This window comes from Nocardia wallacei, from assembly GCF_029868745.1.
Taxonomy (GTDB): domain Bacteria; phylum Actinomycetota; class Actinomycetes; order Mycobacteriales; family Mycobacteriaceae; genus Nocardia; species Nocardia wallacei_B.
Genome location: NZ_JARWOP010000381.1, coordinates 79,697 through 100,172, shown reverse-complemented (window position 1 = coordinate 100,172; position 20,476 = coordinate 79,697). Strand labels below are relative to the sequence as shown.

At 68.4% G+C, this 20,476-nt stretch carries 21 protein-coding genes; 9 read left to right on the top strand and 12 right to left on the bottom strand.

Annotated elements, in window-relative coordinates; all coding sequences use genetic code 11:
• Positions 1 to 77: 77 nt before the first annotated feature.
• A complete protein-coding gene (locus QH470_RS36585) occupies positions 78 to 863 on the top strand; it encodes a hypothetical protein (RefSeq protein ID WP_280276974.1) in 786 nt (261 codons plus the stop codon).
• Here the strand turns inward: QH470_RS36585 and QH470_RS36580 are convergent.
• Positions 860 to 2,308, bottom strand: coding sequence for a CCA tRNA nucleotidyltransferase (locus QH470_RS36580; RefSeq protein ID WP_280276973.1), 1,449 nt, complete (start codon positions 2,306 to 2,308; stop codon positions 860 to 862). The two genes, QH470_RS36585 and QH470_RS36580, sit on opposite strands and share 4 nt — an antisense overlap.
• Positions 2,309 to 2,677: 369 nt before the next feature.
• Here QH470_RS36580 and QH470_RS36575 point away from each other — a divergent pair, with 369 nt between their 5' ends.
• Positions 2,678 to 3,577: a helix-turn-helix transcriptional regulator gene (locus tag QH470_RS36575; RefSeq protein WP_280276972.1), complete on the top strand. Its 900-nt coding sequence runs from the start codon at positions 2,678 to 2,680 to the stop codon at positions 3,575 to 3,577.
• Position 3,578: 1 nt separating this feature from the next.
• On the opposite strand, the gene QH470_RS36570 is transcribed toward QH470_RS36575, so the two are convergent.
• The 3 genes from QH470_RS36570 to QH470_RS36560 all read right to left on the bottom strand — a co-directional run bounded on the left by QH470_RS36570 (position 3,579) and on the right by QH470_RS36560 (position 6,685).
• Positions 3,579 to 4,061: a hypothetical protein gene (locus QH470_RS36570; protein ID WP_280276971.1), complete on the bottom strand. Its 483-nt coding sequence runs from the start codon at positions 4,059 to 4,061 to the stop codon at positions 3,579 to 3,581.
• A 105-nt stretch (positions 4,062 to 4,166) separates the two neighbouring features.
• Entirely contained in the window at positions 4,167 to 5,390 is a 1,224-nt protein-coding gene (locus QH470_RS36565; RefSeq protein ID WP_280276970.1) for a helix-turn-helix domain-containing protein, read from the bottom strand.
• A gap of 383 nt (positions 5,391 to 5,773) precedes the next feature.
• Positions 5,774 to 6,685, bottom strand: a complete 912-nt coding sequence (locus QH470_RS36560) for an SDR family oxidoreductase (protein ID WP_280276969.1) — start codon at positions 6,683 to 6,685, stop codon at positions 5,774 to 5,776.
• Positions 6,686 to 6,865: 180 nt separating this feature from the next.
• Between QH470_RS36560 and QH470_RS36555 the strand changes: the two genes are divergently transcribed.
• Positions 6,866 to 7,423, top strand: coding sequence for a type 1 glutamine amidotransferase domain-containing protein (locus tag QH470_RS36555; protein ID WP_280276968.1), 558 nt, complete (start codon positions 6,866 to 6,868; stop codon positions 7,421 to 7,423).
• A gap of 51 nt (positions 7,424 to 7,474) precedes the next feature.
• Here QH470_RS36555 and QH470_RS36550 read toward each other — a convergent pair whose 3' ends face one another.
• Together QH470_RS36550 and QH470_RS36545 are read right to left on the bottom strand one after the other, a co-directional pair.
• A complete protein-coding gene (locus QH470_RS36550) occupies positions 7,475 to 7,660 on the bottom strand; it encodes a hypothetical protein (protein WP_280276967.1) in 186 nt (61 codons plus the stop codon).
• Positions 7,661 to 7,743: 83 nt separating this feature from the next.
• Complete coding sequence (locus tag QH470_RS36545; RefSeq protein WP_280276966.1) at positions 7,744 to 9,525, bottom strand: AfsR/SARP family transcriptional regulator; 1,782 nt, start codon at positions 9,523 to 9,525, stop codon at positions 7,744 to 7,746.
• 138 nt (positions 9,526 to 9,663) lie between these two features.
• Here QH470_RS36545 and QH470_RS36540 point away from each other — a divergent pair, with 138 nt between their 5' ends.
• Positions 9,664 to 10,545, top strand: a complete 882-nt coding sequence (locus QH470_RS36540; protein WP_280276965.1) for an alpha/beta fold hydrolase — start codon at positions 9,664 to 9,666, stop codon at positions 10,543 to 10,545.
• 26 nt (positions 10,546 to 10,571) lie between these two features.
• Here the strand turns inward: QH470_RS36540 and QH470_RS36535 are convergent, their stop codons facing one another.
• Positions 10,572 to 11,186: a TetR family transcriptional regulator gene (locus QH470_RS36535; protein ID WP_400181652.1), complete on the bottom strand. Its 615-nt coding sequence runs from the start codon at positions 11,184 to 11,186 to the stop codon at positions 10,572 to 10,574.
• Between the two features lie 163 nt (positions 11,187 to 11,349).
• Between QH470_RS36535 and QH470_RS36530 the strand changes: the two genes are divergently transcribed.
• From QH470_RS36530 to QH470_RS36520, 3 genes are read left to right on the top strand one after another with little or no spacing between them, the layout of a single operon-like run.
• On the top strand, positions 11,350 to 12,453 hold the full coding sequence (locus QH470_RS36530; RefSeq protein ID WP_280276964.1) for a ferredoxin reductase: 1,104 nt from the start codon (positions 11,350 to 11,352) through the stop codon (positions 12,451 to 12,453).
• Between the two features lie 15 nt (positions 12,454 to 12,468).
• Positions 12,469 to 13,617 (top strand): fatty acid desaturase family protein, encoded by a 1,149-nt coding sequence (locus QH470_RS36525; protein WP_280276963.1) that lies wholly within the window; start codon positions 12,469 to 12,471, stop codon positions 13,615 to 13,617.
• Positions 13,618 to 13,938 (top strand): hypothetical protein, encoded by a 321-nt coding sequence (locus tag QH470_RS36520; protein WP_280276962.1) that lies wholly within the window; start codon positions 13,618 to 13,620, stop codon positions 13,936 to 13,938.
• A gap of 14 nt (positions 13,939 to 13,952) precedes the next feature.
• Here QH470_RS36520 and QH470_RS36515 read toward each other — a convergent pair whose 3' ends face one another.
• A complete protein-coding gene (locus QH470_RS36515) occupies positions 13,953 to 14,474 on the bottom strand; it encodes a DUF4254 domain-containing protein (protein WP_280276961.1) in 522 nt (173 codons plus the stop codon).
• Between the two features lie 451 nt (positions 14,475 to 14,925).
• Between QH470_RS36515 and QH470_RS36510 the strand changes: the two genes are divergently transcribed.
• Positions 14,926 to 15,246 carry a hypothetical protein gene (locus QH470_RS36510; RefSeq protein ID WP_280276960.1) on the top strand — a complete coding sequence of 107 codons (321 nt, stop codon included), beginning with the start codon at positions 14,926 to 14,928 and terminating at the stop codon, positions 15,244 to 15,246.
• Between the two features lie 30 nt (positions 15,247 to 15,276).
• On the opposite strand, the gene QH470_RS36505 is transcribed toward QH470_RS36510, so the two are convergent.
• Genes QH470_RS36505 through QH470_RS36490 form a run of 4 tightly spaced genes read right to left on the bottom strand, consistent with a single transcriptional unit; the run spans position 15,277 to position 19,514 of the window.
• Positions 15,277 to 15,891 (bottom strand): GTP-binding protein, encoded by a 615-nt coding sequence (locus tag QH470_RS36505; protein ID WP_425302847.1) that lies wholly within the window; start codon positions 15,889 to 15,891, stop codon positions 15,277 to 15,279.
• A complete protein-coding gene (locus QH470_RS36500) occupies positions 15,872 to 16,303 on the bottom strand; it encodes a DUF742 domain-containing protein (protein WP_280276958.1) in 432 nt (143 codons plus the stop codon). Before QH470_RS36500 ends, QH470_RS36505 begins: the two co-directional genes overlap by 20 nt.
• Positions 16,300 to 16,728, bottom strand: coding sequence for a roadblock/LC7 domain-containing protein (locus QH470_RS36495; RefSeq protein WP_280276957.1), 429 nt, complete (start codon positions 16,726 to 16,728; stop codon positions 16,300 to 16,302). The genes QH470_RS36500 and QH470_RS36495 overlap by 4 nt, the downstream gene beginning before the upstream one ends.
• Entirely contained in the window at positions 16,725 to 19,514 is a 2,790-nt protein-coding gene (locus QH470_RS36490; RefSeq protein ID WP_280276956.1) for a sensor histidine kinase, read from the bottom strand. Before QH470_RS36490 ends, QH470_RS36495 begins: the two co-directional genes overlap by 4 nt.
• Before the next feature lie 258 nt (positions 19,515 to 19,772).
• Between QH470_RS36490 and QH470_RS36485 the strand changes: the two genes are divergently transcribed.
• On the top strand, positions 19,773 to 20,471 hold the full coding sequence (locus QH470_RS36485; RefSeq protein ID WP_280276955.1) for a DUF4389 domain-containing protein: 699 nt from the start codon (positions 19,773 to 19,775) through the stop codon (positions 20,469 to 20,471).
• Positions 20,472 to 20,476: the final 5 nt, after the last annotated feature.

Sequence of the window (20,476 nt, the reverse complement as noted above, 5' to 3'; positions counted from 1 at the left end):
CAAGAGCGGTTGTTTTCGGAGACGTCACCGACGACGGGGTCGTGTTGTCACCCGTGCCCAGTACTCTCGAAGCAATCATGGCCACCTATTTCGACCCCAAGACCTGGTCGCCGTTGCGCGCCGTGGATGTCGGCAGACGCCTGCTCGACCCGGGTCTGCTGGATCAGGTCGCCGATCTGGGCGCGGGCACCGTCACCGCGTTGCTGCCGGACGTGCTGATGACGCTGCTCAGCGAGGGCATCCTGAGCCAGTTCGGCGGCCGGGAGGTCAACGCCACCCTGCTCGGCCACGAGATGACGGCCACGCTGGACACACTGAAGGCCCGCCGTCGCGGCGCTCACTTCCAGACCAAGACGGTGCTGACCGATCTGCGCTGGAACGGTCATCCGATCGAGGAGATGACCGTGATCGCGCACGGCGTGCGGCTGATTCCGGGCATGCCGACCAAGGTGCGCACCACGAATCTCGACGTCACCGGCACCGTGACCACCGCGGCGCTGGTCGGCTGGCTCAACGACGGACGGCTGGACTGGCGGCTCGGGGTCGACCCGCACACCGGTCTGTTCACGGCCCGGCACCGGCGCCGCAATATCCGCGCCCTGGTGGATGCGTCGGTCGGGGAGAACCTGGTCGCCATCGCGGTGCACCGGGCGAGCTGGTTCGGTGTCCGCGTTCCCCGCCGGTGGATCAGGATCGCACCGGTGCCGCTGACCGAGTTGCCGAAGCACATCACCGTCGTGCGCGCCGACCGGGACGGCGACCACGTCCGTTTCCGCATCGATATCCCCGAGATCACCGGCTCGTTCGATCTGGCCCAGATTCGTTCGGCCATCGTGGCGGGCACCACGCTGATCGTCTTCTAGGGCGCGCCCGCTTTCCACCATTCCAGCAGCGCCGCCTCGGCGTCGTCACGCGAGAGCGGCCCGCGGTCCAGCCGCAGTTCCTTCAGATACCGCCAGGCCCGGCCCACCTGCGGCCCCGGTTCCAGGCCGAGCAGTTCCATGATCGCGTTGCCGTCCAGGTCGGGCCGGACGCGATTCAGGTTCTCCTCCTGTTGCAGGTGCTCGATGCGTTTTTCCAGGTCGTCGTAGGTGGACTGGAGTTGCGCGGCGCGGCGCTTGTTGCGCGTGGTGCAGTCGGCGCGGACCAGCTTGTGCAGCCGCGGCAGCAGCTCACCGGCGTCGGTGACGTAGCGCCGCACCGCCGAATCCGTCCATTGCCCCTTGCCGTAGCCGTGGAAACGCAGGTGCAGATAGACGAGCCGGGCCACGTCCTCGGTGAACTGCTTGGGGTACTTCAGGGTTCGCATCCGCTTGCGCACCATCTTGGCCCCCACCACCTCGTGATGGTGGAAGCTCACGCCGCCGCCGGGCTCGTTGCGCTTGGTGGGCGGCTTGCCGATGTCGTGCAGCAGCGCCGCCCAGCGCAGGACCAGGTCCGGATCGCCCTCCTCCTGGTCGATGGCCTGGCGCAGCACGGTCAGCGAGTGCTGGTAGACGTCCTTGTGCTGGTGGTGTTCATCGATCTCGAGCCGCATGGCCGGTACTTCCGGCAGCACGCGTTCGGCCAGCCCGGTTTCGCACATCACGTCGATGCCCTCGAGCGGGTGCTCGGCGCCGATCAGCTTGTCCAGCTCGGTGCGCACCCGCTCGGCGGTGATGCGATCGATCTCGTCGGCCATCACGGCGATCGCCGCCCGCACCCGGGGCGCGAGCTCGAAACCCAGCTGCGCCACGAACCGCGCGGCCCGCAGCATCCGCAGCGGATCGTCGTTGAACGAATCCTCCGGCGCCGCAGGCGTATCCAGCACACCCGCCAGCAGCGCGTCCATACCGTCGAGCGGGTCGACGAATTCCAGCTCGCCCGCGGCGCCGATGCGCACGGCCATCGCGTTCACGGTGAAGTCGCGCCGCACCAGATCGCCCTCGAGCGTGTCCCCGAAGGTCACCTCCGGATTGCGCGACACCCGGTCGTAGCTGTCACTGCGGAACGTCGTGATCTCCAGCTGCCACCCGGCCTTGGACGCACTCACCGTCCCGAACGCCAAACCCCCCGTGTCCCACAGGTTGTCGGCCCACCCCCGCAAGATCTCCTGCACGGTCTCCGGCCGAGCGTCGGTGGTGAAGTCCAGATCCGTCCCGAGCCGCCCCAGCACCGCATCCCGCACCGTCCCCCCCACCAGGTACAACTGATGCCCCCGCGCCCCGAACATCTCCCCCAGCGGCGTAAGCACATCCGCCAGCCGCCCCACCGTGATCGCCGCCGACGCCAGCAAACGAGTACGACGATCCACATTCGGATCAGACACTGTTGCATCCTCGGATATCGGCGAAACCACGAAAACGCAGCTTAGTTGGTAGCGAAAGACACCCACGCAACCCCGCCCGGGGTTTCGGCGCGGGGGGGGGGGGGGGGGTGGGGGGGGGGGGCGGCCGCGCGCGGCGGCGGCCGGGGCCCCCGCCCCCCCCCCCCCCCCCCCCCCCCCCCCCCCCCCCCCCCCCCCCCCCCCCCCCCCCCCCCCCCCCCCCCCCCCCCCCCCCCCCGCGGAGCGGCCGTGCCTGCGTGCGCCCGCAGACCGAGAAGAGACGGGCTGGGATCGGATCCTGGTAACAGGAGCCTCTCATACTGGTAGTGGCAGCACCTGGATACCCGCCGGGTGGTCGATGAGGATGGGTGCATGGTTGCGGAGTCCCGGACGGTGCGGAAGGTGCGGCGTACCGAGTTGGCGGCGTTTCTGCGGACTCGCCGGGCTCGGATCATGCCCGAGGATGTGGGGCTGCCGTCCGGGCCGCGGCGGCGTACGCCGGGGTTGCGGCGCGAAGAGGTCGCCCAATTGGCCGGGGTCGGGGTCACCTGGTACACCTGGCTGGAGCAAGGGCGCGACATCAATGTCAGTGTGCAGGTGCTGGACGCGATCGCGCGCACGCTGGCCCTGGATGCCGTGGAGCGCGCCCATCTCTATCGGCTCGCGGATGTGCCGACGGTGCCGAGCTGGCATGTCGAGGAGGGGGTTCCCGAAGAGTTGCAGGTGATTCTGGATCACCTGTATCCGCTGCCGGCCGTGTTGCTGTCGGGGCGGTACGACGTGCTGGCGCACAACGAGGCCTATGCGGCGCTGTGCCCGGGGTTCATCCGGGGTGAGCGCAATGTGATTCGGAAGGTGTTCTTCACCGAGGAGTGCTGCAATCCGTATCCCGGTCAGCCCGAGCATGTCTGCCGTATGGTCGGGTTTCTGCGGAGTGGTTACGCCAAGAATTTGCACGATCCGGAATGGGTGGCGTTCATCGACGACATGTGCTCGCGCAGTGCGCGTTTCGCCGCGCTGTGGGCGCGTAACGACGTAGCCTCGCCGTTGGGCCGGTATCGCATGGTCCGCAATGTCGCCAGCGGTGATATGGAGGTCGTCATGACCAGCATGTCGCTGCCGTCGATGAGCGGATCCTGGGTCCAGATACTCACTCCCGCACAGGATTCCGACTGGGAGAAGCTCAACCGGTTGCTCGCCATGTCTCCGGAGGAGCGCGCCCGGCCCTGGCAGGAGCATTTCGATCGGTATCACGCCGAGGCGACGGCCTGACTCACACCTTGTGCAGCACACCGTTGATAGTGCTGCCGACGGCGCCGGTGCGGTAGGCGAGGGACCCGTCGGTGTGCAGCTGAATCGTCGATTGCGCACTCTTGTCGCAGTCCGTGCCGGTCACCGATTCGGCGGTCAGGGTCAGCTCGGTCTCGGAGGCGGTGACCACCCGCTCCACCCGGTCGCAACGGGCACCCGTGGCCGTATTGGTATGCGACGAAGTGGCGGCCTGTTCGGAACCCTCGCCGTTGATCGTCAAGACGACATCGAAGGTCTCACGCCCGTTGTCGGCGGCCCCCTGCCACGCCCCGACGAACGCGGGCGCGGCCGTCGCCGCCGAATCGGTATCCTCCGGATTGCGGACATACGCGATCACCGCAATCGCCACGATCAAAATCGCGATAGGCCCCACGACGGCCAGCCGCAGCCGGTTCTTCCGACGAATAGCCTGCTCTTCCGGCGTCTCCCACTGCTCCCGACCCACCTACCAAGTGTAGGCCCATTGGCAGCCGTCGGTCTCGTATTTGCCGCACCTGGTCACGTAATGCATTGCGACACGGCCGCTCTCGTTGTCTCGAGACTCCGCGTTTCAAGCCGCCACGCCGACGCGCTCGCTCAGAGCGTGCACGTCGTCTCGCATTCCCGACGGGGGTGACTTCAGTAGACCGCGGAGCAGGTCCCGTGCGAAACCGTTGTATCGGATGGTTTCCGGAGCCGTCCATTCCGATTTCGACAGCAAGGCGAGTGTGGCGACCGCATCGTCGCGGCGGTGATGAGCGCGGGCGACTTCGATGAAATGCCTGCTGCGGCGGGGTACGGAGACGATCCGCTCCGCGTCGAACGTCTGTGCCGCCCGCAATGCTTCTCCGGAACGGCGCAGCTCTACGCCGAGGGTCACCGCGTGCGCGGCCATCACGGGCTGCGAAAACGATGTCTGCACATGCCGATACGACGGGCCGAGCAGTCTGACGGTGTGGTCGGCGCGTTCCCAGTAGCGCCAGGCGTCTCCATGTCGGCCGCGACGCGCGTGCACGTAGGCGATCTCGGCGTCGAGCGCTCCCGCGATACCGCGCCAATCGTCGGATGTTCCCTGCCGATCGAGGTAGGGAGTCAAACGGTCGATCGAGTCGTGAGCCAGGCCGATCGCTTCTTCCCACCGACCGGAATCTCGCAGAGCCTGCACCATCGACCATGCGCTGCATGCGATCACGTAGGGATCGTCGGCTTCGTAGCCCTCGTTGAGTCCGCGGTCGGCGACCATCCAGACCAGTTCCGGGGCAGGTTGGTAGGCGACGTAGAAGTCCGCGAGTTGATACACCCCGGCCAGGATCTTGCGGGCTGTACGGCGTTCCGCACCGGGCGTGCGTGCCGCCGTCTGCGCGTCGCGAATCAGCCCTGGCAGCAACGCACCCAACTGTGTTCGATGGTCCGGGCTGCCATGCCGGATCTGCCACGCCTGCCGCAACCGTTCGGCCAGATGCTGCGGCTGCGTGCGCCGGCCGGACGGGCTCGCACGGAAGTCCGTCAGCGCGTTCTGTACCTCGGTCAGCGCCGCGTGGCGTTCCCCGGCGAACACCGCCACCGGCACCGCGTCACCGTCACCGGCTAGTTCGGCGAGGTCTCGAATTTCGAGAGCTTGGGCGATTCGCAGCAGGATAGGAAGCCTCGGCGTCTGCAAGCGGCCGTTCTCGACAGCCTTCAACCACTCCGCCGATTTGCCGATCAACCCGGCCAGAACCGGCCGCGACATCCCCGCGCGCTCTCTCCGCAACTTGATTCGCCGGCCGATCGCCAGGCTGTCCTCGCCGTTCACGATAACGCCCTCCGCTCGTCGCCCCCGAGATCAAGGCTAGCGAAGCGGCCAGGGGTACGGAATGTACCTGGCAGCATTCGGTGCCGGTACGGCCATTCCGTCACATGCTCGCGTCCGATGCTGCAATGAATGGCTCGGTGGATACTTCCAAACCCCGCCTGTAACAACGTATTCCGGGTGCCTACGGATTTGCGAGAGATCCGGTGTCGAGGCCGCCGGGATCGTTCTGGAACTCGGGATCAGTTGGTCCCTCGTGCATGAGACACGGAACCGGTTCGGCCGGTGCGTGGACGGCGATGTGTCGGAAGGTGACACACGAAAGTTGTGCGACGGAACGGTGGTGGGCGACCCCGCCGGGTCGGCGGTCGGATCGCCCCGCACGTTCAGGATTCGCTCGGGAGCCGGAAATAGTGCCCCGCGTTGAGGTCTTCGAGGAGGTTGGGGTGGGTGGGTTTCCAGTTGAGGAGGTCTTGGGTTCGGGTGCTGGAGGTGGGGTTGTCCAGCGTGACCATGGGGGCCAGGAAGCCGAAGTGGGCGGGGGCGGATTCCGGGGGGATGCTTACCGCGGGGATGTTCAGGTGGCGGGCGATGGTTTCGGCGATGTCGCGGAGGGGGACGCCCTCGTCATCGACGGCGTGCAGGCGGGAGCCGGCGGGGGCGGATTCGAGGGCCAGCCGGTACAGGTGGGCGGCGTCGCGGGTGTGGCCGGCGGGCCAGCGGTTGGCGCCGTCGCCGACGTAGCCGGAGATGCCCTTCTCGCGGGCGATGGCGATCAGGGTCGGGACGAAACCGTGGTGGTCCAGGTCGCTGTGCACAGTCGGTGGGAGCCGGATGACACTGGACCGGATACCGCGGTCCGCGTAACCGACGACCGTGTTCTCCGCGTCGATGCGCGGCCCGGATTCCAGCGCGTCGGCCTCGGTGCCGGTCCGCTGCAAGGCGCCGAGCATCCCTGTACCCGACGTGATCACCAGCGGTTTGCCGGTGCCTGCGAGGGCGTCGCCGAACGCCTGGACAACCCGTAGGTCGGCGTCGGCCGCGCTGGCGTAATCGCCCGACAGCATGTTCTCGTGTTTGAACGCCAGATGGATCACGCCGTCCGCGGCGGTCGCGGCGGCGGCCAGACCGGCGAGATCGTCGAGGGCGCCGCGGTGCACCTCGGCGCCCGCGGCGACCAGCGCGTCGGCCGAGCGCTGCGAACGAGCCAGGCCGACGACCTCGTGCCCGGCGGCGCGGAGTTCCGGGACCACGGCGGAACCTACGTGCCCGGACGCTCCGGTGACGAATACCCGCATGGTGAACACCTTCCTGCGATGAGTTCGGGGCTCGCACCGCGGTGCGAGAGCGGCTTATGTCAGCCGCTGTCATCAGCGTAGCGCTTATGTCAGTTGCTGTCATCAATCCCGGCGCGTGCCGTCGTTTGGGCGGTTTCGCGCCGGGTAGATCGCACAGGTAGCCGAGAAGAGGAGGTAACTGTGTCCGCAGAACTCGAGGGTGCGCGCGTCCTGATCGTCACCTCCAATGCCGGGGTCGAGCACGACGAGTTGGTGGTGCCGCGCGACCAGCTGCGCCAACGCGGCGCTCAGGTACGGCATGCCGCGATGAAAGGCGAAGCGGTACAGACATATCGCCACGATCTGGAGCCCGCCGAGCAGGTGCAGCCCGACGTCACCCTGGATGCCGTGGCGCCCGACGACATCGACGTGCTGGTCGTTCCCGGCGGCACGGTCAACGCCGACACGCTGCGCACCGACGATCGCGCCCGCGAACTGGTTCGTGCCGTGAAGTCGGCGGGCAAGCCGATCGCCGCGATCTGCCACGGTCCGTGGCTGTTGGTGGACGCCGAGGTGCTCCCCGGCAAGACGCTGACGTCCTACCCGTCGCTGCGCACGGACATCGTCAATGCCGGTGGGAAGTGGGTGGACCAGTCGGTGATGCGCTGCGATCACAACGGCTGGATCCTGATCACCTCGCGCAAGCCGGACGACCTGCCCGACTTCGTCGACACCATCACCACCGAACTGAGCCGCTGACAAGCCACCGAACGACGAGCCGGTGCGGATCGGCCTCGGTCACGCGCGTATTCAACTGAGCGCGTGAGGAATTCGGTTCAGCCAGTCGCGTACCGGCCCGAGGCTGATCATGCCGCTGCCCGCGCCCGCCAGTTCGTCGGCGGCAGGTGATAAGCGGGTAACAGCCCGGCGCAACACTTTTCGGTCGTCTATCGCCAGCGCGACGGCCGTTTCCAAGCAGGTTTGCGCCTCGTACATGAGATCCGCGGGCGGCTCCGGCAGGGCATGCAAGGCGTCCTTCGCGTCGGCATCGCGGTTCTCCCGAAGCGCGACGAAGGGCTCTATCCAAGGCCGGTACGGACCCCAATCTTCCTGCGGGTCAATGTATTCGGCGGGGGGGGGGGGGGGCGCCCCCCGCCCCCCCCCCCAATTCCCGCCTGGGCTATATTGTGGGGGGGGGGGGGGGGCCCCCCCCCCCCCCCCCCGGACAGCCGCAGGCACAGCAACGCCAGGGGGAGTAGGCCGCGTTCCACCCCGGGCATCCCCGCGCCGTCCAGACGTTGCGCGGCACCACGATACGCAACCTCCGCGTCGACCTCGGAACCGGTGGCTGCGAGTCGAAGCGCCCGATACCACTCGGTGAAGACGCCGGTCAACGGCCGTTCGTAACGTTCGCCCAAGCGGTCTGCCGTGGCGGCATGACGATCCGCGGCAGCGAAATCGCCGAGCGCGCCGCACGCCTGCACACGAATCAGATGTCCGAGAATTTCGAACGACGCCAGCCCGTGCCTGGCCGCCAGATCGACCAGCTCCGAACCGATTTCGCCGCGCCGCGAAGCGAGACCGGCGCGGGTGCACGACTGCATGAACTTCCCGTTGAGAGCGAAAGCCAGTAGCGCGGGATCATCCAGTCGGCGCGCGATCTCCTCGGCGCGGTGCGCCGCCTCCGGCCCACGCGGCAAGCGACTGCCGCGCATCTCCACAGCGATCGTGGCGAGCAGACGGCAGCGCGCGGGGTCGTGCGGTTCGTCGCCGGGCAGCGCGGACAGCGTGCGTTCGGCCGCGGCGACCACCTGCTCGGCCTGCCGCGGGTCGTCGCTGCGGGTCCAGATCGCGGGGACGTCGAAGGCGCCGATCACCCGGGCGGTCAGCTCCGGGTCACCGAACTCCTCGGCGGCCGTGATGGCCGCCATCCGATGCTCCCGGGCCAGCTCGAGGCCGGTGCCGCCGGTGACGGCGAGGTTGCGGAGCAGGCCCACCGTCGAATCCAGCCGGGCTCGGGATCCGGCGGAGACGGCCCGGTCGTACGCCGCGGTGGCCTCCGTCCACACCTGGGCCGCCGCGGTCTCGGGACTCGGCCGCGGTTCCAAGCGCGGATGGTGAGACAGGATGTCGGCCTCCAACCGGCGTAGTCGCGGGCCGGGGTAGAGTCCGAGTTCGTCGGCCAGTGCGGTGCGGGCGCGGCGCAGCACCGCCAGCGAATCAGCTTGGCGCCCAGTCCGATACAACGCCGAGGCCAGGAGCGCCCACGCCTCTTCGCGCCACGGGTGGTCGGTCAGGTGGGCGTTCAGGTCCGCGATCACCTCGGCTGCCCTGCCCAATGCCAGCCGGGCCTGGGCATGCTGTTCGACGGCATGCAGCCGCAGCTCCGCCAGGCGGGCGCGCTCGGTCCGGACCCAATCTTCGTGCGCGAATTCGGCGTAGGACGGGCCGCGCCACCACCGCAGCGCGTCGTCCAGCCGCTGGAGCGCCTGCGCGGGCGGCAACTCGGTCGCCGTGCGGACGGCCGTTTCGAAACGCCACGAATCGACCGCGTCCGCCCGCGCCCGCAGTGCGTAACCGGGCCCCTCGGTCACCAGCAGCCTCGGAGCGGCACGCGGCGGCCGATCCGGTTCGAGCACGCGCCGCAGATCGCCGACGAAGGTGCGGACCGCGCCGACCGCACCCGCGGCCGGGTCCTCCCAGAGGTCCTCCACCAGGCGCGACACCGGAACCAGTTGCCCGTGAGCGACAATCAATCGCGCCAGCACCGCCCGATGCCGCGGCCCCTTCAACCCGAGCGCCCCGCCGTCGGCGTCCCACGCGGTCACCGGCCCGAGCACGCCGAACGTGACCTGCCGCATGCCGCCTCCCTATCGTCTGTCGCCGCGCTGGACCATCGGATTACGCACTGACCTCGGTGCTGATCGGATGCTGATTCGCCCGCGGCACAGTCGATGATGCCCGCCGGTCCGGCGGATCCGTCCCGACGAGAGAGAATCATGGAAACACCGACCATCCCCGATTTCGAGTATCGCCGCGTGCCGGTCGCGCCCGGTGTCGCACTCAACGCCGCGATCGGCGGGCGTGGCCGTCCGATCGTGCTGCTGCACGGTTTCCCGCAGACCCATCTGATGTGGCGGCACGTGGCCGCCCGGCTCGCCGCCGACCACACCGTCATCTGCCCGGACCTGCGCGGATACGGTGCCAGCGACAAACCGGCCGAGATCGACAAGGCCACGTACAGCAAGCGAACCATGGCCGCGGACATCGTCGCGCTGGCCGCCGCGCTCGGCCACGAACGGTTCGCCCTCGCCGGGCACGACCGCGGCGCGCTGGTCGCCTTCCGGGCGGGACTGGATCACCCCGACACGATCACTCATGTGGCCTGCCTCGACGTCCTGCCGACGCTCGATATGTGGGACGTGATGCACGGCGTCGATGCGGCCGTCGGTTTCCACCTCTACCTCATGGCGCAACCGCCGGGCCTGCCCGAACAGCTGATCGCGAATTCCCCGGACGCCTTCTTCGGCCACTTCCTCGACATCTGGAGCCTGCGCCCCGACGCCGTACCGGCCGATATCCGCGCCGCCTACCTGAACGCCTGCCGCGCCGCCGTGCCCTCGATCGTCGCGGACTACCGCGCCTCCGCTACGGCCGACCTCGAACACGACCGCGCCGACCGCACTGCCGGAAACCTCCTGCGAATGCCGGTGACCGTCCTGCAGCAGGACTGGGGCGCCGCACTCGGTTTCGACGCCGCCGCCCGGTGGCGCGCCTGGACGAAGGACCTGGCCCACGCCACCGTCACCTCCGGACATTTCATGGCCGAGGAGGACCCCGACCGCATCACCGCGGAACTGCGCGCCCTGCTGGCGCGGTGAAGACTACCGTCGCGGTGTAATGCGCCTCAGGTCGACGAGCGCCAGGCGGCCATGCCGAGGGCGATCATGCGGACCTGGCGGACCGTGCGGTCGACGATGTCCACGCGGTCGCGCAGGGCGGCGGCCACGTAGTCGGCGATGTGGTCGGCGACGGTGGACACGATCAGGTCGGCGGCCAGCTCCAGATCGTCGGGCGACCAGGTGTCCAGGGCCCTGACCCGCGAGAGATCGACCACCAGCTCCCGGGTGATGAGCTGCATCTCGACCGCGATCGCGGTGCGCAGCGCCGCCGAACCGCCGTGCCGCTCCCGGATCAGGAAGCCGTACAGCGCCTCACGGCCCGCGACCTGGCCGAAGACGAAACGCACGGTCTCGGCGAGCCGGGCATCCGGTGTGCGCCGCAATTCCCTTAGGGCCAGGCGCAATTGGCGCACGCCCTCGTCCACCAGCGCGGTGCCCAGTTCGTCCAGCGAGGCGTAATGGCGGTAGAACGCGGTCGGAACGATGCCGGCCGAGCGCGCGATCTCGCGCAGGGACAGGGCCGCGAAGCCACGGTCGGCGGCCAGCGCCAGCGTGCCCTCCAGCAGGGCCTGCCGCGTGCGCTCTTTGCGCTCGACTCGGGACTCCACCTGCTCACTCACATCGCTGAGCATACATCCGTTCACGATTCGTACTCTCCTAGGGATGTTGCCTCGGTCACAGCATCTGCTGGTTGAACTTGTATGGCACCAGCAGGCACACTATCTGAGTGTACAGATGTGCACCGAAAGTTTAGTGGTTACGTCGAGGCTCTGGGAGAACCGAATGGTGGGACTCATCGACCTGGTGCAGACATTGACTTCGCCGCACCCGCTCGATCGCTATCTCGAATTGGTGCGGCCGACGCTCACCCTGCGCGACATGCGCGCCGAGGTCACCCACGTGCGGCACTCGGCGTCGGATTCGGTGACCTTGACACTGCGCCCGACCTGGCAGTGGACCGGCCACCGCGCCGGACAGTACGTGCAGGTCGGAGTGCTGATAGACGGCGTGAAGCACACCCGCTGCTATTCGCCGGTCGACGCGCAGGGACGCGGGAGCCGGCGCCTGCGGCTGACGGTCAAGGCGCATTCGCACGGCCTGGTGTCGCAGTACCTCTACCGTCACGCCGCCCCCGGCATGGTGGTGGATCTCGCTCCCGCGGCGGGCACCTTCGCGCTGCCCGATCCGCGGCCGGACAAGATCCTGCTGATCAGCGGCGGCAGCGGCATCACACCGGTGCTGTCGATGCTGCGTACGCTCGACCGCGAGAAGCATCCGGGCGCCGTGGTGTTCCTGCACTACGCGAAGGCGCCGGAGGCGGTACCGCATCGCACGGAACTGACGGACATCGCCGCGCGGCACGGCAATTTCCACATCGAATTGCGCTACCCGAGCCGCGGTGCGGGTGAGCGCCTGGGTTCGCCGGTCGCGGCCGAGGCGCGCCCCGTCGGCCACTTCGACTACGACACGGTGGAGCAGCTGGCGCCGTGGTTCGCGACCGGGGAGGCCTTCGTCTGCGGCCCGCCCGCGCTGATGGACTCGGTACGCCGGGTCTACCAGGCCGAAGGACTCGAAAACCGGTTGCACAGCGAAGAATTCATCATCTCGACCACGCCGGTGGACCCGGCGGACGTCACCGGCACCACGACCTTCTCGGCCAGTGGAGTGCAGCAGGCCAATGCCGGCGCCAGCCTGCTCGAGCAGGCCGAATCCGCCGGGCTCACCCCGGAATACGGCTGCCGGATGGGAATCTGCTTCTCCTGCACCGCCGTCCGGCGGTCCGGCTGCACCCGCGACCTGCGCACCGGCGAGCTGGACGGCGACCCCGACCAGCCCATCCAGCTCTGCATCAGTGCCGCCGTCGGCGACGTCGACATCGAAATCTGAAAGGGGAGAACAACTATGACCATTCTCACCGAGACCAAGGACGGCCCGCTGGTGCTCAGCCCGCAGCAGGTCGAGGAGATCGGCCGCCGGCTCGACGAGCTGCGCGAGCGGATCACCGCCGACCTGGGCGAGCGCGACCGGGAGTACATCTACTCGATCATCAAGGCGCAGCGCGGGTTCGAGATCGCCGGCCGCGGCCTGATGTATCTGGGTTTCCTGCCGCCGTTCTGGCTGGCCGGCGTCGCCGCGCTGAGCGTGTCGAAGATCCTGGACAACATGGAGATCGGCCACAACGTCATGCACGGCCAGTGGGACTGGATGCGTGAGCCGGGGCTCAATTCCCGTGTCTTCGAATGGGATACGGTCTGCCCGGCCGATCAGTGGAAGCACTCGCACAACTACATGCACCACACCTACACCAACATCCACGGCCGCGACCGGGACATCGGGTACGGCGTGCTGCGCATCGACGAAGGGCAGCCGTGGAACCCGTACTACCTGGGCAACCCGGCGTACGCCTTCCTGCTGATGATGCTGTTCGAGTGGGGCGTGATGCTGCACGACCTCGAGGCCGACAACATCGTCAAGGGCAAGCGCAAGTGGTCCGACATCCAGAAGCTGGCCAAGGGGCAACTGCGCAAGGCCGGTAGGCAGGTGCTCAAGGACTATGTGGTGTTCCCGCTGCTGAGCGGTCCGCTGTTCCTGTCCACCCTGGCCGGGAACGCCACCGCCAATATCGTCCGCAACATCTGGGCCTACTCGATCATCTTCTGCGGTCACTTCCCGGCGGGCGTACAGACGTTCACCGAAGAGGAGACCGCGGAGGAGACCCGCGGCGAATGGTATGTGCGGCAGATGCTCGGTTCGGCGAACATCACCGGCAGCAAGCTGTTCCACATCATGTCCGGGAACCTGTCGCATCAGATCGAGCATCACCTGTTCCCGGACCTGCCGGCCAACCGCTACCCCGAGATCGCTCCCGAGGTGCGCGCGCTGTGCGAGAAGTACGGCCTGCCCTACAACACCGGCCCGCTGAGCAAGCAGGTCGGCGAGGTGTGGATGAAGCTGTTCCGGCTCGCGCTGCCGCCCGCGCTCGCCAAGAATGCCCCGCAGCCAGGTGTTATCGTGATGCGAGAGCGGCATCCTAGCGAAGCGGGCGTGTGAATGATCGGAAAGTTCGAAAGCAACAAGGATCTGATCCAGGAGTTGACGTCGTCCGGGGCACGGCACGTCGGCAATATCGCCACGATCATCACGAGCACCGTCGCCGAGGTGACCCGTGAGATCGGCGAGTGGGTCACCGACGCGATCGAGAGGCGGGAGGCGGCCGCGGCGGCCCAGCGCGATCAGGCCGCCGCCGACGTGAACGCCGGGCGCGACGAGCCGGATGTGTTGCTCGACGAGCCCCGGCAGACGCCACACGTGTCCACCGAACAGCCGTATATCGACGCCGATATCGAGATCGTCGACCCGCGGGACCGCTGAGACCGGTTGCCGGGTCAGAAGACCGGTAAGCGGCGGCGGTGTTCGGTGACGTCGGTGATCAGATCCTTGTAGCCGTCGGCCAACTCGGCGAGGCGTACCCATTGCAGGTGCGCCTCGCTGTCCACGCCCATTCGCGTATCGGGTGTCGGCAGGCCCAGAGCATGTTGGGCGGCAACCCATTTCGCCGCCATTCGATCGATGACCGAGCCGAGGGTCTCGGTGTGCAGCGAGGCGCCCTCCCGATGCGGGATGTTGTCCCCGACCCAGGTGTCGATGCGCGCGATCAGCCGCATCCGGGTGACGTCGACATCGTCGACGACCTGACTGCACGCGGCCACCCGGCTGCTGGGCACGCCGGGCGCGCGGGCGTCGCGCTGGGCGTGGCGGCGCCGTTCGTGACATCGCACCAGCGCCGCGGCCGCGTCGAGCACGGGATGCGCGTGTTGTTCGTGGTCTGCGCGGAAGGCCCGCAGGAGCGCCGCCGCGGACGGCAGTTCGCCGAATCCGATACGGCCGTCGGCGTATTCGGTGGACATGATGTTCCCACCCTCGTACTGGCGTCGACTGGATACGCCAGGGCCGAGGGGGTATCGGGGAGGGGCTCCCCTCGGCTCCGGCGCAGCCCCGCGGGCCCGGACACGGCAGCCCACCACAAACGCTCACGGTGAAGAAACCGGGAAATCCGCGACGATGCGATAGAAGAGTGTCCGGGAAATGCGGGACATATTCAGGAAAGCGCGTCGGCAGAACCCACGCAACAGTCGGACGCCCGAAACACCGAAGCTGCGGGCAATCGTTATACACCATTACGGCGGGGTCACATGATCGCGAAGATCGGTGATCTTCCGGCACGGTAGGAACTACAGGTACCCGGGCGGTGCGCCGGCGAAACCCGCTGCCGCCGAGCGGACGGCCGCGCTGTCGCGATAGCGACACGGGAGCTATCCGCGCCGCGTCGGGGGACGTCGTCCGATAGCCTGCTATTTCGTGTCTGCCTATGTGTCCTCCCCGGAGCTGACCTTCGGCTTCCTGTTCGCACTGGAAGACCCCGAGCGAATCGCCGAGGTGGTCCGCAATCTCATGGAACGCCGGACGGTTTCGGTGTTCCGGCTGGCACACGTGTCGGGCACCGCGGGTCCCCCGGAGCGTTATGTCGTGAATTGGGCCGCCATTCCGCAGATTTCGATCACCACCGAGGCCCCGGACGGCGAGGAGTTGCTGGCCGCTCGCACCATGCTGGTGAACGCGTTCCTCGACGACGAGGGCGCGGTCAGCCTGTATTCGTCGCAGGGCAATCTGCCGGGGTGAATCCGAAGGTGCTCCGGGATACTCCCGGCGTCACGTGGCGACCGCGTGCGACAACCGATGCAGCAGCACCTGTTCGAGCAGTTCGACCAGGACCCGCTTGACCGACTCGCGGTCGCGGGCATCGCATTCGACCAGGTGGATCGACTCGTCGATGTCGAGCGCCTCGCGCACCTCGTCGAGTGCGAACTGCGGGGCGCCGTCGAAACGGTTGACCGCCACCACGAATGCGGTGTCGCGCTGCTCGAAGTAGTCCAGCACCGGGTAGCAGTCCTCTACCCGGCCGGTGTCGACCAGGATCACCCCGCCCAGCGCGCCGTCGAGCAGGTCGTCCCAGAGGAATTCGAACCGCTGCTGGCCCGGCGTGCCGAACAGGTACAGCACCAGCGTGCGATCCAGGGTGATGCGCCCGAAATCCATTGCCACCGTGGTGGTCGTCTTGTCGGCGCGTCGGCCGGGATCGTCGACGCCGACGGAGACCTCGGTCATCGCCGCCTCGGTGGACAGCGGCTCGATCTCGGAGATGGCGCCGATGAAGGTGGTCTTGCCGACCCCGAAGCCGCCGCTGACCACGATCTTGACCGAGGAGGGGGACGGGTCCGGCGTGGGGCTGCCGGAGGGGCCGATGTCAGAGTGCCCGAACAAGATCCCTGATCCTCTCGATGGCGGCGGTGGACAGTTCGTCGGCGGTGTGCACCGACGCGTGCCCGGCGGTGACCAGGTCGCTGACCACGACCCGGGCGACACCGAGCGGAACCCGCAGTGCGGCAGCGATTTCCGCGACCGAGTGGGGTCGCTGGCACAGCCGCACCACCGTGGACTGTTCGAACCGCAAAGGGGCCGACAGCGCGGCGGTGGTGGCGTGGACCAGTGCTTCGATGCGTAGTCCCGCGATCAGCGGAGCGGTGCGGCCGCCGGTCATCAGGAACGGTCGCACCACGGGATCTTCGGTGGAGCGTGATGTCGTCGGGTCTGATTGTGCCACAGTGGAACTCGACCACGCATCCGGTCGGTTCAGGGCGATCATCCGGTGGTCGGGCAGCCGGTGCGACTCGGTCATCTGCGCAGCGATTCCCGCAGTTCGGTGATGAGGGCTGGAGTGAGCAGGGCGCCGGCGCGGTCGGCCAGCACGGCCATCTGGTACCCGACCAGGCCCACATCGGCGTCGCTGTCCGCGATCACGCCGACGCAGCTGCCGTCGGCGATCGCCGAGACGAGCAGGAAGCCGCGGCGCATCTCGATCATGATCAGTTTCAGGCCGTCGAAGTCGTAGCTGCGCGAGGCGCTGCGGGACAGGCTGACCAGGCCGGAAACCATGGCGGCCAGCCGATCCGCGTCGGTCCGGTCGAGGCCGTCCGACATCGCCGTCAGCAGGCCGTCCGAGGACACCGCGACCGCGTCGCGCACGCCGTCGGTGGTGCGGACGAAGTCGGTGAGCAGCCAGTTGAAGGCGTGCGGGTCGGTGTCGGACAGGTGGGTGGTCACCTGGGTTCCTCCTGGTTCGTCGGTACCGGAATCCGTTGCCGCTCTTCGGTTTCGCCGCGCTGATGGCCGCTGCGGAAACCGGCGAGCATACTGCGGACCTGGTCGGGGGAGCGATCGGCGGCCGGCGCCACCGGATGCCGGGGCGGGGCCGCCGGGCGATTCCCCGCATCACGAGTCTTCCGCGCCCGCTTGACGAGACCGTTTCGCGTACGTTGAACTTCGGCTACCGGCGTGTCTCCGCCACTGTGAGGTTCACCCGCCCCGCCGTGCCGCCCCCGCTCCACCGCCGCGGCGAACAACGAATCCTTCATCGGCCCGGGCGGCAGCGTAGGAAACGGATCCGGATACGCCCCGGTTACGGCCCCATCCGTCCCGCCGACACGAAGACTGTGCCGCCCCACCGAACCCGGCTGCAGCCCCGAACCCGGCTGTTGTCCCGCCGAATCCGGTTGCCGCCCGATGGGATTCGGTTGCTGTTCGGTGGTATCCGGCTGCCGCCCGATCGAACCCGGCTGCCTCACGGTCGAATCCGGGAGCTCCCCTGCCGAATCGGACTGTTCTGCCGCATCCGGGGGCCACACGGACGTAAACGGCTGCGGCCCTGACGAAATCGCCTCCGCTGTAGCACTCTGCCGCGTAGGCGATCCGGGAGGCCATGCCGAGGACTCGGTCGATGTCCCGGTGGCCCACTGCGAGGTATCTCCGCGCTGCACCTCGGCACGCCCGCTCCCGTTCGTGGGCTGGCTGACCACGGGCAATCGCGCTGCGGATGCGGCGGGCACGCCCTCCGGAAGGCCCGAACGGCCGATAGCCGCTACAGGTTCGGAAGAAGCGACGGAATCGGGGGCAGGCGTGGTGGGGTCGGCCAGCAGGGTGGTGGGGAGTAGGAGGCGGGCCACCACGCCGCTGACCGGGGAGACGGTGAGTTCGACGGCTATGCCGAGGCGGCGGGCCAGGCGGCCGACGACATAGTGGCCGAGGAAGCGGGTGGGGGCGACCAGGAATTCGGCGTCGCCGCGGAGCCGGGCGTTGGCTTCGGCGAGTTGGGCTGCGGGCATGCCGACGCCGTGGTCGACGATGGCGAGCAGGTACTGCTGCCCGATGCGGCGGCCGTAGATCTCGACCTCGAGGTCCGGTGGTGAGAAGGCGAGGCCGTTCTCGATCAGTTCCGCCACCATGTGCGCCAGCTCGCTGACCACCGCGCCGGTGACGGGCACGTCGTCGACGCGGCGCAAGGTCACGCGCCGGTAGTCGTCCACTTCCGACAGCGCCGCGCGGATGACGTCGGTGAGCGGGATCGGTTCCGCCCAGCGCCGCGGGCTCGCCTCGCCGACGAGCACCAGCAGGCTCTCGGCATTGCGGCGCATGCGCGTCGCGAGATGGTCGAGTTCGAACATATTGCCCAGCATCTTGGGATCGAGTTCCTCGCGCTCGAACTCGCTGATCAGCGCCAGCTGGCGGCGCACCAGGTTCTGGTTGCGCCGGCCCAGATTCGCCAGCGACTCGGTGGTGTTGCGCCGCAGCAGCGCCTGCTGCGAGGCGAGTTCGTAGGCGGTGACCTGTACCCGGTCGAAAGCCTCTGCCACCGAGACGATCTCGGTGCTGGCGGCGGCGGGGGTCCGGACCCGTTGCGGCGGATCGGGTTCGGCGCCGGTGGTGGTGTGCCAGGCCGCGATGAGTTCCGGCAGCCGCCGCGAGGCCACGTCGTCGGCCTCCGCCGCCAGCGCGGCCAGCGGCCGCACGATCGCGCGCGCACTGGCGACCACCAGCAGCACCAGGGCGAGCAGCGCCAGCACGGCGGCGCCGGTGTAGACGCCGAGGGTGGTCGCGGCCTCGCGGCGCAGCTGATCGGCCCGATTTTCGATGTCGGCGCCGATCGCGCCCTGCACGCCGCGCTGCGCGTCGATCACGGCGGTGGTCCGCGCCCACCAGTCGGCGGCGTCCACCGGGCGGGTCAGCGGCCCGCGGTCGGAGGCGAGCGCCACCGCCTCGGACTCGGCGGCCCGGGTGGCGTCGGCGGAGCGCAGCGCGGCGTCGAACCCCGCCCGGCGCTCGGGGGTCGCGTCCTCCCGGAAGGCCTCGACCGCGGCCTGCTGACCCGCGCGGATGTTGAGGAACTGCACGTATTCGCCCGGCCCGAAGCCGCCCGCGGCGAACACGCCGTTGAGGAAGCCGCGCTCCTGGCCCGTGTACTCCTTGGCGTCGCCGAGCCGGTACAGCGCCTGCAGGCCGCGCCACACCCGGTCGTCGCGGGCATGGTCGAGTCCGGAGCGGGTGCGGCCGAGCGCGCTGATCGCGCCGGTATAGAACTGGAAGGCCGCGGCGCGGTCGAGGCGGCCGGTGTCGATCCGCGTCCGGGTGTCGCCGAGCGTGCCGAGCTGGTCGAACGCGCCACGCGCCGGGGCCACGCCGGGCGCGTCGGTGGCGAGCGTGGTGTCCAGCGCCGCCAGTGCCCGGTCGGTGGCCGCACGCTGTATGTCGACCGTCGCGCGCAGCGCCGGATCACCACCCAGCAGGCCGTTGCTGAGGCCGCGTTCCCGCTGCAGTTCGTGCACGGCGTCCTGTACCGACAGGGCCAGCGAGACCGTGCGGACGGTGGCATCGGTATCGCGATACGAACCGACCTCGCGGGCGACGATCACGCCGAGCAGCACGAGCGCCAGCGCCACCGACACCACCAGGACTCGCGTGAGCTGACCGCGAATGGTGCGGGGGCGGACCACGCGGGCCAGCGGTGTGAGCCTTTTGCTACCTGACGGCAACAATCGAGCGCGGCGGAATTGCACTTGTACTCCTCGCTTTTCGCTCGACACCGACCTCCGGCGCATGCCGCGGAGAATCACAAGCAACGTCGCACACCCCGGCGGCTTCCGCAACAGCTACAGCCGTTCGCCACGACACTGGCTCGAATGCGACACGCCGGGCGTCGAGCTGTTATGACACGTCCAGTGTGGAAAGTCCCATGAATTTGCGTCCGCATGGGAAACAATTGACGACACAACCGGCCCGACCGCAGGGCCGAAACGCCCGAGAGGAGCGTGATCATGAATCCGGAAACCGTGAATCCGAACCCGATCAGAGTGCGAGGCGATCTCGACCCCGCGCTGTCGCGGTGGCAATGGATCGTCAAATGGATTCTGGCGATACCGCACTACATCGTGCTGTTCTTCCTGAGCATCGCGTACGCCGTGGTGACCGTGATCGCATTCTTTGCCATTCTGTTCACAACCCGTTATCCCCGTGGGCTTTTCGATTTCAATGTGGGTGTCATGCGCTGGTCCTGGCGGGTGCGCTTCTACGCGTTCTCGGCGCTGGGCACCGATCGGTATCCGCCGTTCAGCCTGCGCTCGAACGACGACTATCCGGCCGATCTCGAGGTCGACTATCCCGAGCGGCTGTCGCGCGGTCTGGTGTTGATCAAGTGGTGGTTGCTGGCTATTCCGCAATATCTGATCGTGTGGGCGCTGACGGGCGGCGGGCAGTATTGGGGCGATGACGGCGGCGGCGGCATGTTCTTTCCGCCGCTGCTGGGAATTCTCCTCGTCATCGCGGTGATCGGTCTGCTGTTCACCGGCAGCTATCCCGGCGGGCTGTACGCGTTCGTGATGGGCGTGAACCGGTGGACGATCCGGGTGCGCGCCTACACATCGCTGATGCGGGACGAGTATCCGCCCTTCCGACTGGACCAGGGACCGCGCGAGCCCGAGCCCCAGGGGCCGCGCGAGCCCGAGTCCGCGTCGTAGATGCG

What these genes read in the sequence shown, in the direction of transcription:
- QH470_RS36550 (WP_280276967.1), bottom strand. Translation starts at nt 7,660, where the DNA reads ATGTACGAGGCGCAAACCTGCTTGGAAACGGCCGTCGCGCTGGCGATA.
- QH470_RS36545 (WP_280276966.1), bottom strand. Translation starts at nt 9,525, where the DNA reads ATGCGGCAGGTCACGTTCGGCGTGCTCGGGCCGGTGACCGCGTGGGAC.
- QH470_RS36500 (WP_280276958.1), bottom strand. Translation starts at nt 16,303, where the DNA reads ATGACCGAGTCGCACCGGCTGCCCGACCACCGGATGATCGCCCTGAAC.
- QH470_RS36530 (WP_280276964.1), top strand. Translation starts at nt 11,350, where the DNA reads ATGGTGGGACTCATCGACCTGGTGCAGACATTGACTTCGCCGCACCCG.
- QH470_RS36520 (WP_280276962.1), top strand. Translation starts at nt 13,618, where the DNA reads ATGATCGGAAAGTTCGAAAGCAACAAGGATCTGATCCAGGAGTTGACG.
- QH470_RS36485 (WP_280276955.1), top strand. Translation starts at nt 19,773, where the DNA reads ATGAATCCGGAAACCGTGAATCCGAACCCGATCAGAGTGCGAGGCGAT.
- QH470_RS36585 (WP_280276974.1), top strand. Translation starts at nt 78, where the DNA reads ATGGCCACCTATTTCGACCCCAAGACCTGGTCGCCGTTGCGCGCCGTG.
- QH470_RS36525 (WP_280276963.1), top strand. Translation starts at nt 12,469, where the DNA reads ATGACCATTCTCACCGAGACCAAGGACGGCCCGCTGGTGCTCAGCCCG.
- QH470_RS36540 (WP_280276965.1), top strand. Translation starts at nt 9,664, where the DNA reads ATGGAAACACCGACCATCCCCGATTTCGAGTATCGCCGCGTGCCGGTC.
- QH470_RS36575 (WP_280276972.1), top strand. Translation starts at nt 2,678, where the DNA reads ATGGTTGCGGAGTCCCGGACGGTGCGGAAGGTGCGGCGTACCGAGTTG.
- QH470_RS36560 (WP_280276969.1), bottom strand. Translation starts at nt 6,685, where the DNA reads ATGCGGGTATTCGTCACCGGAGCGTCCGGGCACGTAGGTTCCGCCGTG.
- QH470_RS36515 (WP_280276961.1), bottom strand. Translation starts at nt 14,474, where the DNA reads ATGTCCACCGAATACGCCGACGGCCGTATCGGATTCGGCGAACTGCCG.